Annotated in this window: 9 protein-coding genes; 2 read left to right on the forward strand and 7 right to left on the reverse strand. The window is 68.7% G+C overall.

From position 1 onward, the window contains the following. Nucleotides 1-79: 79 nt before the first annotated feature. The 5 genes from PI246_RS03025 to PI246_RS03045 all read right to left on the reverse strand — a co-directional run bounded on the left by PI246_RS03025 (nt 80) and on the right by PI246_RS03045 (nt 6,619). Nucleotides 80-1,513, reverse strand: coding sequence for an aldehyde dehydrogenase family protein (locus tag PI246_RS03025; protein ID WP_320549802.1), 1,434 nt, complete (start codon nt 1,511-1,513; stop codon nt 80-82). 81 nt (nt 1,514-1,594) lie between these two features. Then, nucleotides 1,595-2,938, reverse strand: coding sequence for an exodeoxyribonuclease VII large subunit (xseA, locus tag PI246_RS03030; protein ID WP_320549803.1), 1,344 nt, complete (start codon nt 2,936-2,938; stop codon nt 1,595-1,597). A gap of 125 nt (nt 2,939-3,063) precedes the next feature. Beyond that, the gene (locus PI246_RS03035) at nt 3,064-4,671 is read right to left on the reverse strand and encodes a carboxyl transferase domain-containing protein (protein ID WP_320549804.1); all 1,608 of its coding nucleotides are present in this window, start codon (nt 4,669-4,671) and stop codon (nt 3,064-3,066) included. Nucleotides 4,672-4,898: 227 nt separating this feature from the next. Then, nucleotides 4,899-5,282, reverse strand: coding sequence for a hypothetical protein (locus tag PI246_RS03040; RefSeq protein ID WP_320549805.1), 384 nt, complete (start codon nt 5,280-5,282; stop codon nt 4,899-4,901). A 161-nt stretch (nt 5,283-5,443) separates the two neighbouring features. Then, a complete protein-coding gene (locus PI246_RS03045; RefSeq protein ID WP_320549806.1) occupies nt 5,444-6,619 on the reverse strand; it encodes an acetyl-CoA C-acyltransferase in 1,176 nt (391 codons plus the stop codon). A 207-nt stretch (nt 6,620-6,826) separates the two neighbouring features. Here PI246_RS03045 and PI246_RS03050 point away from each other — a divergent pair, with 207 nt between their 5' ends. Then, nucleotides 6,827-9,652: a S8 family serine peptidase gene (locus PI246_RS03050; RefSeq protein ID WP_320549807.1), complete on the forward strand. Its 2,826-nt coding sequence runs from the start codon at nt 6,827-6,829 to the stop codon at nt 9,650-9,652. A 57-nt stretch (nt 9,653-9,709) separates the two neighbouring features. Then, complete coding sequence (locus tag PI246_RS03055) at nt 9,710-10,951, forward strand: RHS repeat-associated core domain-containing protein (RefSeq protein WP_320549808.1); 1,242 nt, start codon at nt 9,710-9,712, stop codon at nt 10,949-10,951. A 21-nt stretch (nt 10,952-10,972) separates the two neighbouring features. On the opposite strand, the gene PI246_RS03060 is transcribed toward PI246_RS03055, so the two are convergent. Beyond that, complete coding sequence (locus PI246_RS03060) at nt 10,973-12,130, reverse strand: isovaleryl-CoA dehydrogenase (protein WP_320549809.1); 1,158 nt, start codon at nt 12,128-12,130, stop codon at nt 10,973-10,975. Between the two features lie 80 nt (nt 12,131-12,210). After that, nucleotides 12,211-14,289: a YccS family putative transporter gene (yccS, locus tag PI246_RS03065; protein WP_320549810.1), complete on the reverse strand. Its 2,079-nt coding sequence runs from the start codon at nt 14,287-14,289 to the stop codon at nt 12,211-12,213. Nucleotides 14,290-14,305 lie beyond the last annotated feature (16 nt).

The raw sequence follows: 14,305 nt of genomic DNA on the forward strand, positions 1-14,305 counted from the left end.
GGGGCCTCACGTCGATATGCCATGCGTCGTAGGGGCGTCATGGCTGCCCCAGGTGATCGACGCGTCTGACGAGGGTCCGTCAGGCGTCGTCCCGAACGACCATCAGGCGCACGTCGCTCATATCCTCGATCGCATAGCGCACGCCTTCCCGCCCCAGGCCTGACGACTTCACGCCGCCATACGGCATGTTGTCCACGCGAAAGCTGGGCACATCGTTGACGATGACCCCACCCTGTTCCAGTTCGTCCCAGGCGCGCATGGCGTGGCGCAGGTTGTCGGTGAACACGCCAGCCTGCAAGCCGAAATCCGAGTCGTTGACGATGCGCAGGGCCTCGTCGAAGGTGCCAAACCGTTGTAACAGCGCGACGGGCCCGAAGGCCTCCATCCTCTGCAGTTTCGCGTCGTGGGGTACGTTTTCCAGTAGCGTCGCCTCGAGCATCGGGCCGTGCCGCTGGCCGCCGCATAGCAGCGTCGCGCCACCTTCGGTTGCTTCGCCAATCCACGCCTGGAGACGTTCCGCGGCGGCCGTGTCGATCATGGGGCCAAGGAACGTGTCCTTGTCTTTCGGATCACCCGCTTTCAGCGCCACGACCTTCGCTACCAAACGCTGGCGCAAGGCGTCGTAGACGGCGTCGTGCGCGAGAATGCGCTGCACGCTGATACAGCTCTGCCCCGACTGATAGAACGCACCGAACACCAGGCGATCCACCACGGCATCGAGCCGTTCGCCCTGGTCGCCGTCGACGATGCAGGCTGCGTTGCCACCGAGTTCGAGCGTGACTCTCTTATGGCCCGCCTTTGCCTTGAGGTCCCAGCCGATGAGGCCGCCGGTGAAGGACAGCATCTTCAGGCGCGGGTCGGTGACCAACGCCCCGGCATCGCGGCCAAGCATGGGCAGGATCGAGAACGCGCCCTTGGGCAGATCGGTTTCGGCGAGCACCTCGCCGATGATCAGCGCGCCCAGCGGCGTGCGTTCCGCGGGCTTGAGCACGAAAGGGCAACCCGCCGCGATCGCGGGAGCGACTTTGTGCGCGACCAGGTTGAGCGGGAAGTTGAACGGCGTGATGAACGCCACGGCGCCCAGCGGCACGCGACGCGTATACCCGTGGTAGCCCGCGCTGCGCTCGGAGATCTCGAGGTTGATCGTTTCACCGTTGATCCGCACGGCCTCTTCCGCGGCGATCTTGAACGTGTCGATCAGGCGGGTGACTTCGCCCGCGGCATCCTTGATCGGCTTGCCGGCTTCCACGCACAGGGCGTAGGCCAGTTCGTCACGGCGCTCACGAAAGCGCGCCACGCAGTGTTCGAGCACGGCCTGCCGGGCGTAGGGTTTGAACCGGCGCATCTCGCCGGTGGCCGCGTGCGCTGCGGCGATAGCGCTTTCCAGGGCGGCGGCATCCGGCAACGACACGCGCGTGGCGATCTGGCCGTTGTATTTGTCGGTGACGTCGAGCGTGGCCTCGCACGTGACCGGGGCATTGGCGAGGTAAAAGGGATAATGCGTCCGCAGCATGGACAGGGCCTCGGGGCGGGAGATGCGTCGATGATCGGCCCTGGGGCGTTCAGCGATCGTGAGGCGCCGTGTCGCGGCGGCTCAGCTGTCGCGTCGCAGGTGTATCTGGCCCTCGGCGAGCATCACCCGCACGCGTTCGCCGATGGCGACGTCGTCGGCCCGCCGCACCACAGCGTCGCGTTCGTCGAACACGATGGCGTAGCCGCGCTCCAGGGTGGCCAGCGGGCTCACCGCATGCAGCGTGCGCCCTTGCTGGGACAAAGCCGCCCGCTGACGCTCAATCGCGCGCTCCATGGCGCGCACGAGACGTTGCCGCAGTTCGTCGCCGCGCTGACGCGCCGGTTCGAGCCGCCGTCGGGGGTGGCAGGCAGCCAGGCGCGCTTCCAGGCGCGCCAGGCGCGCCTGGCGCAACGTGGCCGACTGGCGGGTGACCGTCAGCAGGCGACGGCGAAGGGTTTCCAGACGCTGCGTATCGCGCGCGAGACGGGCCTGGGGCCGCTGGGCGCTGAGTCGTGCCTGCCAGTGGTCGGCGCGCTGCGCCGCGGCCTGCAGACGGCGTCCCATCAGCGTGGCCATGCGATGCCTGAGGCGTCGCAGCTGTCGCTCGAGGTCGGTGCTGTCGGGCACCAGCAGTTCAGCCGCCGCCGATGGCGTGGCGGCACGCAGGTCGGCGACGAAGTCGGCGATGGTGAAGTCCACCTCGTGGCCGACGGCCGAAACGACCGGCACGGCGCTCGCATGGATAGCGCGAGCCACCTCTTCATCGTTGAAGGCCCAGAGGTCTTCGAGCGAGCCACCCCCCCGGGTCAACAGCAGTGCGTCATAACGGCCGCTGGCGGACGCCTTGCGCAGCATCGATGCGATCGCCGGCGGTGCCTCGCGGCCCTGCACCGGCACCGGCAGCACCTCTACCTCGGCGAGCGCGCAGCGACGGCCCAGAACGCTCAGCACGTCGCGGACGGCGGCGCCGGACGGCGAGGTGATGACGCCGATGCGCCGCGGAAAGGCGGGGAGGGGGCGTTTGCGCTCCGCGTCGAACAGGCCCTCGGCGCCGAGGCGTGCCTTGAGCTGCTCGAAGTCGCGCTGGAGCGCGCCTTCGCCCGCCGGCTCCATGTGTTCGGCCACCAGTTGGAACTCGCCGCGCGCTTCATAGAGACCCACCTTGGCGCGCATGAGCACGTGCATGCCGTCGGCGGGACGGAAGCGCAGCCGCATCGCGTTCATGCGGAACATGGCGCAGCGCACCTGGGCGTTGGCGTCCTTGAGGGTGAAGTAAACATGCCCCGAGGCCGGGCGCGCCACGTTGGACAATTCGCCCTCGATCCATACGCCCATGGGCAAGGCGTCGTCCAGCAGGTCGCGCACCAGCCGGTTCAGGGCGGAAGGCGTGAAGACGTGAGGCGTGTTGTCGGTGACGTCAGGCATGGACCGGTGAGCGTAACATGGTCAGTGACTTAGCCGTAACTCTTCAGTCCGCCGCGAGCTCGTTCGCCAACACGACCGGGGCCCACCCGTGAGCGCCGACCGCATCGGCGATCCGGGCACATCGATTACATCCGGAAGACGCCGAAGCGGCCCTGCTCGATCGGGGCATTGAGCGAGGCCGAAATGGCCAGGCCGAGCACGCGGCGGGTGTCCGCGGGATCGATGATGCCGTCGTCCCACAGGCGCGCGCTGGCGTAGTAAGGGTGGCCCTGACGCTCGTACTGATCGCGCACGGGGGCCTTGAAGGCCTCTTCGTCCTCGGCGCTCCACGTGCCGCCGCTCGCTTCGATGCCGTCACGACGCACGGTGGCGAGCACGGAGGCCGCCTGCTCGCCGCCCATGACGCTGATGCGCGCGTTCGGCCACATCCACAGGAAGCGGGCGCCGTAGGCGCGACCGCACATGGCGTAATTGCCGGCCCCGAAGCTGCCGCCGATCACCACCGTGAACTTGGGCACGTGGGAGCAGGCCACGGCGGTCACCATCTTGGCGCCGTCTTTTGCGATCCCTGCGTTTTCGTACTTGCGGCCCACCATGAAGCCGGTAATGTTCTGCAGGAACACCAGCGGCACGTTGCGCTGGTTGCACAGCTCGATGAAATGCGCGCCCTTCTGCGCCGACTCGCCGAAAAGGATGCCGTTGTTAGCGACGATGCCGACCGGATAGCCGTGGATGTGGGCGAAGCCGGTGACCAGGGTCTTGCCGTAGCGCGCCTTGAACTCGTGGAAGTCGGAGTCGTCGACGATGCGCGCGATCACCTCGCGGATGTCGAACGGGCGGCGGGTGTCTTCGGGAATCACCCCGTAGAGTTCGTCCGCCGCGAAGCGCGGTTCCCGCGGCGCGCGCAGCGCCAGCGGCACGGTTTTTACCCGGTTGAGCGAGCCGACGATGTCGCGGGCGATGGACAGCGCGTGCGCGTCGTTCTCGGCGAAGTGATCGGCCACGCCGGAGACGGACGTATGGACGTCCGCCCCACCGAGGGCTTCGGCGTCCACGACCTCGCCCGTCGCCGCTTTGACCAGTGGCGGGCCACCAAGGAAGATCGTGCCCTGTTCGCGCACGATGATGGTCTCGTCGCTCATGGCCGGCACGTAGGCGCCGCCGGCGGTGCACGAGCCCATCACCACCGCGATCTGCGCAATGCCCATGGCGCTCATGCGCGCCTGGTTGTAGAAGATGCGGCCGAAATGCTCGCGGTCGGGGAAGACCTCATCCTGCAGGGGCAGGAACGCGCCGCCGGAATCGACGAGGTAAAGGCAGGGCAGGCGGTTTTCCATCGCCACCTCCTGCGCGCGGAGGTGCTTTTTTACCGTCATCGGGAAATACGTGCCGCCCTTGACCGTGGCGTCGTTGGCGAGCACCACGACCTCCTGACCCATCACCCGGCCGATACCCGCGATGACGCCGGCAGCGGGCGCCGCGTCGTCATACATGCCATACGCGGCGAGCGGTGCGATTTCGAGAAAGGGCGAGCCTGGATCGAGCAGCGCGCGGATGCGCTCGCGCGGCAGCAGCTTGCCCCGCGCCACGTGCTTTTCACGTGCCTTGGCCCCGCCACCCTCGGCGGTGCGCCTCAAGGTATCGCGCAAGTCGTCGGTCAGCGCACGCAGGCGCTGGCTCGCGGCCTGGTAATCGGACGAACGGGTATCGATCTGCGAGGTGAGGATAGGCATGGGCTGCGGGTGCGCTCGGACCAAACAGGCATCATAGCGGGGCGGATTGCACCACGAACGCTGCGGTGCGGTAGGGCGGAGCGGGCGCATCGTCCGTGCATCGCCGCGCGTGCCAGCCGCGGCGCACCGCGTGACGGATGACCGGCGGCTCACAGCGCCATAGGCGGCCGCGTCAAAAAAAAGCGGCCGCCCTGGAGGCGGCCGCTTTTATCGCAACAACGTTGCGCTTACTTCTTGCTGTCGTCCTTCGCGCTATCGGCGTTGGAAGCGGCATCCTTGGCCTGGTCAGCCGACTTCTCGGCCTGGTCCGCGGCGTTGGCGGCAGCATCCTTAGTGGCTTCCGACGCACCACCGGCGGTCGACGCCGAGGCGGCGGCCTGGGCCTGGGCAGCGGCGTCCTTGGCCTGGTCGGCGGACTGCTGAGCCTGGTCGGCGGCCTGCGAGGTCGCGGCGTTCTGCGACTGGTCGGCGGCCTGCTGGGCCTTGTCAGCCTGCTGCTGGGCATCGGCAGCCGACTTCTGGGCGTCCTGCGCGGAATCCTGCGCGCCGTTGCTGCAAGCGGCCAGGAGCGCGACGAGCGCAGAGGCGAGAAGGGTACGCGTCAAATTCATGGTGTTTCTCCTTAACCGTGGAATGCCGTAGGGCGGCGTATTAATAGCTCACTTGTCTTTGAGTAGCTACCGAACCGTCGTGCGGGCTTCAGGGCTTGTTAAAGGCCATCCACGCCGCGTGACGGTTTCGATCGCGCCAGCCGTCGTTGTAGACCCCGGGGTCACACCAGTTCGATGGCGATCGCCGTTGCCTCGCCGCCACCGATGCACAGCGCGGCGACACCACGTTTTGCCCCACGGACCGTCAACGCATTGAGAAGAGTCACCACGATGCGCGCGCCGCTGGCCCCGATCGGGTGACCCAGCGCGGTGGCGCCGCCGTGCACGTTGACCTTGTCGTGAGGCAAGCCGAGCTCGTGCATGGCCGCCATGGGCACCACCGCGAACGCCTCGTTGATCTCGAACAGGTCGACGTCGCCGGCCTTCCAGCCGGCTTTGTCGAGCACCTTCTGGATGGCACCCACCGGCGCGGTGGTGAACCACTCAGGCTCCTGCGAATGGGTGGCGTGCGCCACGATGCGGGCGAGCGGAGCCACGCCGCGGGCCTTCGCGTCGTCGGCCGAGAGCAGCACCAGGGCCGCCGCGCCGTCGGAGATGCTCGACGAGCTGGCGGCGGTGATGGTGCCGTTTTCCTTGCGGAAGGCGGCGCGCAGGGTGGGGATCTTCGCCGTATCCGAACGGCCCGGCTGCTCGTCCTGGGCGAACGACTGAGGTCCCTTGCGACCCTGCACGGTGACGGGGACGATCTCACCGTCGAACGCGCCGGCGGCCTGCGCGGCCTGGGCGCGCTCGACGGAAGCGATGGCGAAGGCGTCCTGCGCCTCGCGGGTGAAGTGATACTTGTCGGCGCACTGTTCGCCGAAAACGCCCATCGCCTTGCCGTCGTAGGGATTGGTGAGGCCGTCCCAGGCCATGTGGTCGACCAGCTGGCCATCGCCATAGCGGATGCCGGTGCGCGCATTGACCATGTGCGGCGCGTTGGTCATCGACTCCATGCCGCCTGCCACGACGACGCCGGCCGAGCCCGCCTTGATCAGGTCGTGGCCGAGCATCAGGGCCTTCATGCCCGAGCCGCAGACCTTGTTGATGGTGGTGCAACCGGTGGAGACAGGCAGGCCCGCCTTGAGCGACGCCTGACGCGCCGGAGCCTGGCCGAGGTTGGCGGGCAGCACGCAGCCCATGATGACCTCGCTCACCTCGGAGGCGGGGATGCCGGATTGTTCCAGGGCGGCCTTGATGGCGACCGAGCCCAGTTCGGGGGTGGGCACGCCGGTGAACTGACCGAGGAAAGAACCGATGGCGGTGCGCTTGGCACCGGCGATGACGATGTCGGACATGGGGACTCCGTAAGACTCGCAAAGGCCGCCCCGCGAGGCGGAAAACCCGTCGAGTATCGCAGTGGGGCCCGCGGCGGGGCAATCTGCGGTGCCGCAAAGAAACGCAGGGAAATCGACATTTGTCCGCGGGGATTTGTGGCAGCATCCACGCCACGCGGTCCGTGAATGGGTCGCGGCGTGCATGACTTCAAGGCAGGGGAAAAAACGATGAATCGAACGACGCCCATCCGGCGCCAGCTGGCGCTGTCCGTCTGCATAGGCCTGGGCCTCACCGGCTGCGGCGGCGGCGGGGGCAGCCGCACCACGCGCATCGACACACCGCCGACGACGCCGACCACCCCCACGCAGCCCACCACGCCGACGCAGCCGACCCAGCCGACGACGCCCACGCAGCCGACCACGCCGCAGCCCCCCATCGACGTGCAGCTGACCGCCACGGGCGCGAACGTCGCGCACGCGGCCGGCGCGCTCGGCGCGGGCGTCACCATCGCCATCGTCGACACCGGCATCAACACCGCCAATCCCGCGGTCGCCGGTCGGGTGAAGGCGAGCCTCGTCTACGTGGATCCGGCAAGCAACAACACCTCGGTGGGCGACGTGGTCGGCCACGGCACCGTCGTGTCCGAGATGGCGGCGGGCACCCCGGTGGGCTATTTCGCCGGTGGCATCGCGCCGGGGGCATCGCTGGTCAGCGCGCGAATCATCCAGGACAAGACGCCTACCGACGACGGTAGCGGGCAGGGCAATCAGGTCACCTCCGCCGACCCATTGGGTTCGGTCAATGCCGACGTGATCAACCGGGGCGCCCGTGTCGTCAACAATTCGTGGGCGGGCCTCTACTGGGACGCCTCGGCCACGTCGGTGACGGCGAGCTTCGCCAACGCCTACGCCGCGGCCGCCAACGGCACGCTGTTCGTCTTCGCCGCGGGCAACGACGGCCGCGCCAACCCGTCGGACACCGCCGCCCTGCCGTCGCGCGCGCCGCAGTTGGAAAAAGGCTGGATCGTCGCGGTCGCCCTCGACAGCAACAACACCTCGACCCTCGCGTCGTACTCGGACCAATGCGGCATCGCGAAGAACTATTGCATCGCGGCCCCCGGCGCCGTCATCGCCCTGGCCGCCAACGCCACGGCGGCGTCGCCGACGTACGAGATCTGGTCGGGCACCTCGTTCGCGGCACCCCAGGTGTCCGGCGCGGCCGCGGCCGTGGCCGGCGTTTTCCCCTCGCTGGACATGTCGGCGGTGCGCCAGATCATCCTCGGCACCGCCGATGACCTCGGCGACCCGGGCATCGACGCCGTGTACGGCAACGGCCGGCTCAACGTGGGCAAGGCCATTCGCGGTCCCGGCCGCCTCGACTTCGGCACGTTCACGGCGAACGTGCAGGGCGGCAACCTGACCTTTTCCAACGACATCACGGGCAATGGCGGACTGGTGACCACCGGTGCCGGCCGGCTGACGCTGAGCAGCCTTTCCAACAGCTTCGCCGGCGGAACGGACGTGGCCGGCGGCAGCATCCTGGAAAGCATGGGCAACCTGCCCGGCGCCGCCGCGATCGAAAGCGGTAGCCAGCTGATCGCGCACGCGGACGTGGGCGGCACAGTCACCAACAACGGCACGTTGCAGACCTCGGGCACGTCCACGCACATCGCCGGCGACTTTACCCAGACCGCGAACGGGCGTCTCGTGCAGTTGCTCGGCGCGCCGCTGATCGTGAGCGGTTCGGCGTCGCTGGCGGGCGAGTTCCACGCGGCCGGCGCCATCGGCGGCTACACCCCCGCGGCGCATCAGCAGGTGCTGACCGCATCGTCGGTGAGCGGCACCTTCGGCAGTTTTACCAAGGACGCCAGCATCACGCTGTCCACCACGCTGCAGTACGGCGCGAACGAGGTCTGGCTGGACACCTCGCATATCAGCCTGGCGCAGATGTCGCAGGCGTCGATGCCTACCTCGGCCGCGGCGCAGTCCGCCGCGCCGCGCGTGGACGCGGCTTTCGCGCAGATCGACAGTTCGCTCGCGACGGCACAGGGCGTGGCCTCGGGCACCCTGGCCGCGGCGGGCGGCCTGCAGCAGTCGCGCGACGTGGCCACCGCCCAGGCGTCGCTGGCGTCGCTCTCGGGCCAGCTGTACGCGGCAAGCACGGCCGTGACGCTCGCGGGCATCGAGGCGGGCAACGACGCGCTGATGACCCATCTCGACGGCAATCCCCCGGCCGGCGCCTGGACGCAGTCGCTCGACGGCCAGGGTGGCCTCAGCCGCGCCGGCTTCGGCAACGTCGGCTTCAACCTGTCCGGCGGCGTGGCCGGACGTGACATCCCCGTCGGCGCGAACGGTTTCGCGGGCCTGGCCGTGGCTCAGATGAACAGCAACGGGCAATTGTCCGGTCACTTCGACCGCCAGCGTACCCGCGGCTCCGAAGGCATGTTCTACGGCGGCCTGCGCGGTGCCAACTGGTATGGCGTGGGCCGTGTCGCCTACGGCAGCTTCCGTGGCGATTCGCGCCGCCTGCTCCGGTTCGGCGACCAGGCCTCGTTCGCCGGTGGCGACATGGACGGCAGCTACGGCGCCGCGTACGGCGAGGTGGGCTACCGCACCCAGGCCGGCGCCTTCGCGCTGTCGCCGTTCGCCAACGTGCAGTTCGCGAGCATTCGCCGCGACGGTTTCGCCGAGGACGGCGGCGACGGTTTTGGCCTGGCCGCCCCCGACCACGTCACCAGCCGTTGGCAGGCCGGGTTCGGCCTGCGTGCGACGAGTTCGTGGCTGACCTCGTACGGCCGGTTCCACCTCAACGCGAAAGTCGCCTGGCAGAATGCCTTCGCCACGCGCGGCGAGGTGTTCGCCGCGCGTTACACCGGCTTCTCGCAGTGGGCACCGGTCGACGGCATCGGGCTGTCGCGCCGCGCGGCGACGCTGGGCATGAACCTGGCGTGGGACGTCAACGAGCGTACCCAGGTGGCTTTCGGCATGGACCAGCGCTTCGCCGATCGCGATCGCTCGCACTCGGCGATGGCGAGCATGCGTCTGGCCTGGTAATCGCCGTTCGGGAGGGCGCCGCGGGATGCGTGCCCTTCCGCAGGGGCGCTTGCCTCGATGTCGCCCCGGAAGCGCAGGCGCCTCAAGCGCCTGCGGCCACGGCGCCGGAAGCGCTCATGGGTTTGTATCCTGCGCACGCTTACGGCGCCTCGGTTTGGTTTAGGCTGGGCTCGCACAGTCGTCACGGAGGACGCCATGATCGCGACCACGAAGCGGGTATACGACGCTTTTGGGCGTGGGTGGCCGCAGCCTAGCGGCCACAGCCTTTCCGGGTATGCGGCAGAGCGCTTCGACGACGCGCTCGCAGGGTACCTGCTCGGCGACCGGCCTTACTTCCCGGCACTTCGCCGTTTTGGCGGCCCCGACCCGACGAGTCCTTTCGGCGCGGGGGGATGCAATCGCTACGCGTATTGCGCCGGCGATCCGGTTAACCGCGTCGATCCCACGGGCCGTGCATGGGTGGGATGGCTCAAGCACGTCTTCACCTCGGCGGCCGCGGCGTGGGGCGCCCGCATCGTCGAGCATGTCGTCTTCCCTGCCGCCGCCGCTGTCATGACCACGGGCGCCGCGGTCATCGATGGATTGAAAGGGGCCGCGACGACGTTCTCGGGCCGCTTCGCGTCGCCAGGCGCTTTTGACGATGCGATGCTCTCGGGGAGGCGAAGCGCGCCGCCTCCCCGTGTCCGGTTGATGGAAGACTCCGTCTCGCTTTCGCGTGGCCTGAAACGCGTCACCTACGGCGCCGCCGACCTGTGGAGCGTGAACGTGCTCTACGGCGCGGGATTGCGCGATCTCCCCGATCTGGTGGGGCGGATTCTCCCGGACGGCAAGGATTTCAGGGTTTCACCCGCCACTGTCCGATGGCAGAACGCCAAAGGCGGAAGCGTCGTCGGCTTTGACACCACGGTCAACTGGAAGGAGATCACGAACACGGTCGATCGGCTGGCCGACGCCGAGCCGGATCGCGCGATCAACGTGTTCGTCGGAACCCACGGTTCATCCAGCGGCAACAACTGGGCCAAGGCCAACGGCAAGCAAGGGCGCTGGATGGAGAGCGACTTCGCATCGGGGGAATCCCACGCGCTCGTGAACGGCCGGTATCGGGCAAGCGAGCGCATCACGGTGCTTGACGCGCGAACGTATTCCGCCCTTCAGTTCAAGAAGACGATCAGGAACGACCCGGATGTCAACCTGCTCGGTTGGTGTTTCAGCGCGGCCGACTCCGCCGCCAACGAAGTGCGTTCCGCGCTGCAACCTGGCGGGTCCATCGCCTATACCATGTATGCGAGGCGCGCCTGAGCGAACGCCTCGCCACCGGTATCAGGACTTGCCGTGGAACAGCTCCCGGCCGATCAGCATGCGGCGGATTTCGTTGGTACCCGCGCCGATCTCGTAGAGCTTGGCGTCGCGCAGCAGGCGGCCGGCGGGAAACTCGTTGATGTAGCCGTTGCCGCCCAGCGCCTGGATCGCCTCGAGGGCCACCTTGACCGCGTTCGTCGACGCGTTGAGCAGGCAGGCGGCGGGATCGATGCGCGACTTCACGCCGTTGTCGAACTGCTGCGCCACCATGTAGGCGAAGCCGCGCGAGGATTGCAGCGCCGTGTACATGTCGGCGACCTTGCCCTGCATCAGGCCGAAGGTGCCGATGGGCGCGTTGAACTGCTTGCGCTCGCGCACGTAGGGCAGGGTCAGGTCGATCGCGGCCTGCATGATGCCGATCGGACCGCCCGAGAGCACGAGGCGTTCGGTGTCCAGGCCGCTCATCAGCACGCGCACACCTTCGTTGACCTCACCGACGATGTTTTTCGCCGGGATCTCGCACTGGTCGAAGACGAGTTCGCAGGTGTTCGAACCGCGCATGCCGAGCTTGTCGAGCTTTTGCGCCGTGGAGAATCCCTTCATGCCTTTCTCGACGATGAAGGCGGTCATGCAGCGGCTGCCCGCCGCGCGCGGCGCGGTGCGCATGTAGACCAGCAGCACGTCGGCGTCGGGACCGTTGGTGATCCACATCTTCGAGCCGTTCGCCACCCACGTGTCGCCGACGAGCTCGGCCCTGCAGCTCATCGAGCCGACCACGTCGGAGCCGGCACCCGGCTCGCTCATCGCGAGCGCGCCGATCCATTCGCCGCTCGCCAGTTTCGGCAGGTAGGTGCGGCGCTGTTCGTCGGTGCCGTTGTGGTAGATGTTTTGCACGCACAGGTTCGAATGCGCGCCGTAGGAGAGGCCGACCGACGCCGATGCGCGGGAGATTTCCTCCATCGCCACCATGTGGGCGAGAAAGCCGAGTTCCGAACCGCCGTATTCGCCTGGGATCGTGATGCCGAGCAGGCCCATCTCGCCGAGCTTGACCCAGAGATCGTCCGGAAAATGATTCTCGCGGTCGATGCGGTCGGCACGTGGCGCGATTTCCTTCTCGGCGAAGGCACGCACGCTTTCGCGCAGGAGGTCGAGGTCGTCGCCGAGGGAGAACGGGCGCATGGTGCAGGCTCCGGAGGGGATGGGGAAAAACATCCCATCCTAGCGTGACGCCTGTATCAAGCCACGGCGCGACGCAGCAATCAGGCGACGGGAAGGTGGGCGATGCGATCGTGCACGCGCACCAGCAACAGGCACTGTCGCGCGACCAGCCGTAGCGTTTCCGGGGCGTGGGCGGGTACCTCCTGCGGGGCGAGGGCGGGGGCCGGCGTGCCGGTGCGCACGTGCGCAGCGAGCGTGTCGAAGCCGTGGGCGATGTGCCGGGCGAGCTGGCCCACCCTGACGGCGTCGGCCGCGGGCAGGGCCTGGCGGTGTACGCCCAGCGTGGACAGGTGGGAAAGACCCGCCTGCAGCGCGGTCAGCAGGCGCAGGGCACGTTCGCCGCGCCCGGGCGCATGCCCGGGTTCGGTGAGGAGTTCCGCGACGTTGCCGGCGACGGCGGCCTGTGCTGCGTGCGCGTCACGGCGGGCGATGCGGTAGGGCAGGTCGTCAAGCCGCCCCGTGTGGTACTGGCCGGCGATGCGTTCGAGGTAGCGGGCGTAGGCGGCGAGGGCGTCGGCCACGAGGTCGTCGAAGCGGCGCACGCGCCAGTCCGGCAGCACGAAGCGGATCGCCGCGGCGGCCACGCACGCGCCGAGCAGGGTGTCGAACAGGCGCGGGCCGATGGCCGCGTAGCCGGCACCGACCCGGTCGAAGCACAACAGCACAAACAGCGTGATGGCCCCGGTGGCCAGCGCGTAGCGACGCAGGCGAAAAGCGAAAAACGCGGCGCCGCTGGCGACCATCACCGGCAGGCGCCAGTCGCCGCCCGGCAGCAACTGGAGCGAGGCCCACCCGACCAGCAGGCCGCCAAGGGTACCGGACACCCGCTGGACCAGGCGTTTGCGCGTGGCGCCGTAACCGGGCTGGCACACGAACAAGGTCGTCATGAGGATCCAGTAGCCATGGCTGGGATGGAAGGCCAGCATCAGCACGTCGCCGCAGAACAGGCCGGTGGCAAGGCGCACCGCATGGCGGAAATGCATGGAGCGGCGGTTGAGCCGAACGCGTACCCGGGCCAGCGCCTCGCGGAGCGAACGCGGCTCGTCGCCCTGGAGAAGCGCGTCGCCGTCGTCGCGCAGCGAGCCCTCGTCTTCGATCGCCGCCTGGAGTCGCTCCATGTTGTGCAGGAGCGCGGTGAGCGCGTCGTCCACGGCCTGCTCGACGGGTGCGGTACCGTGGCGATGGGCCAGCGCATCGCGCAGGTCGTCCAGCGCGCCGTGGGGCAGGGCGATCGACGTGGCCTGCGTGCGGGTTCGCACCGCGCGTGCGCGTTCGCGACAGGCGAGCGCCTGCAGGCGGAGCAGACGACCCACGCGGAACATGATGTCGCTGTGGTAGAGCGCGCCGGCGAGTTCGTCGTAGGGATAGTGGGAGGAGCCGATCCGCTCGTGGATGTCCTGTGCCACGAAAAACATCGCCAGCCGGGCCGCGCCGCGGCCGCGCGGCTGGCGACGACCGGCCCGGTCGATCAGCGCCTGGCGTGCCGTGGCCAGCGCCTGCACGGTATGCAGGTTGCGTTGCGAATACGCCACCTCCAGCGCATGGCGGTCGAGCCCGCGCACGGGTTCGAACAGCGCTGCCTTGGCTTCGATGAGATGGGCCAGCGAGTCGTAAAGACGGGCCAGCGCGTGGCGTACCGCCCGCTGTGGGGCGAGAACGCTCCAGGTGAGCGATAGCACGCCGTACCACGCGGCGCCGGCGAGGATCGCGGCCAGGTCGCCGCCGCCGGGCGCGTCCGAGGCGATCATCGTGTAGACCGCGAGGATCAGCGTGGCGGCCGCGATGGTGGCGTAGCGCCCGCTCGCCGCGCCGAGCATCACCAGGGCAAACGTGCCCAGGGGCAGCACCAGCGCGAACATCGCGGGGTGGCCGATGGTTGCCCGCACGGTGACCGCGGCCAGGACAAAGCAGGCCAACGTCACCGCCAGCGCACGCAGCCGTCCGCGCCACGCGTCGTCCGTCTCGGCCAGCGCGCAGGCGATGGCGCCGAGCAGGGCGGGCACGATGGCCTGCCCGGGCCCGTGCAACGTGCACCAGGCGGTGACGCCGCCCAGCGCGAGCAGCACGCGGACGACGTCGGCGAAACGGTCGGACTGGGCGAGGTGACGAAAGGAACGCATGGCGTCAGGATACGAC

Source organism: Luteibacter sahnii (assembly GCF_034063545.1).
Taxonomy (GTDB): domain Bacteria; phylum Pseudomonadota; class Gammaproteobacteria; order Xanthomonadales; family Rhodanobacteraceae; genus Luteibacter; species Luteibacter sahnii.

Excerpts from the sequence above, each read along its gene's own strand:
- PI246_RS03060 (WP_320549809.1), bottom strand. The coding sequence starts at position 12,130 with ATGCGCCCGTTCTCCCTCGGCGACGACCTCGACCTCCTGCGCGAAAGC.
- yccS (WP_320549810.1), bottom strand. The coding sequence starts at position 14,289 with ATGCGTTCCTTTCGTCACCTCGCCCAGTCCGACCGTTTCGCCGACGTC.
- PI246_RS03050 (WP_320549807.1), top strand. The coding sequence starts at position 6,827 with ATGAATCGAACGACGCCCATCCGGCGCCAGCTGGCGCTGTCCGTCTGC.
- xseA (WP_320549803.1), bottom strand. The coding sequence starts at position 2,938 with ATGCCTGACGTCACCGACAACACGCCTCACGTCTTCACGCCTTCCGCC.
- PI246_RS03035 (WP_320549804.1), bottom strand. The coding sequence starts at position 4,671 with ATGCCTATCCTCACCTCGCAGATCGATACCCGTTCGTCCGATTACCAG.
- PI246_RS03040 (WP_320549805.1), bottom strand. The coding sequence starts at position 5,282 with ATGAATTTGACGCGTACCCTTCTCGCCTCTGCGCTCGTCGCGCTCCTG.
- PI246_RS03025 (WP_320549802.1), bottom strand. The coding sequence starts at position 1,513 with ATGCTGCGGACGCATTATCCCTTTTACCTCGCCAATGCCCCGGTCACG.
- PI246_RS03055 (WP_320549808.1), top strand. The coding sequence starts at position 9,710 with ATGTCGCCCCGGAAGCGCAGGCGCCTCAAGCGCCTGCGGCCACGGCGC.
- PI246_RS03045 (WP_320549806.1), bottom strand. The coding sequence starts at position 6,619 with ATGTCCGACATCGTCATCGCCGGTGCCAAGCGCACCGCCATCGGTTCT.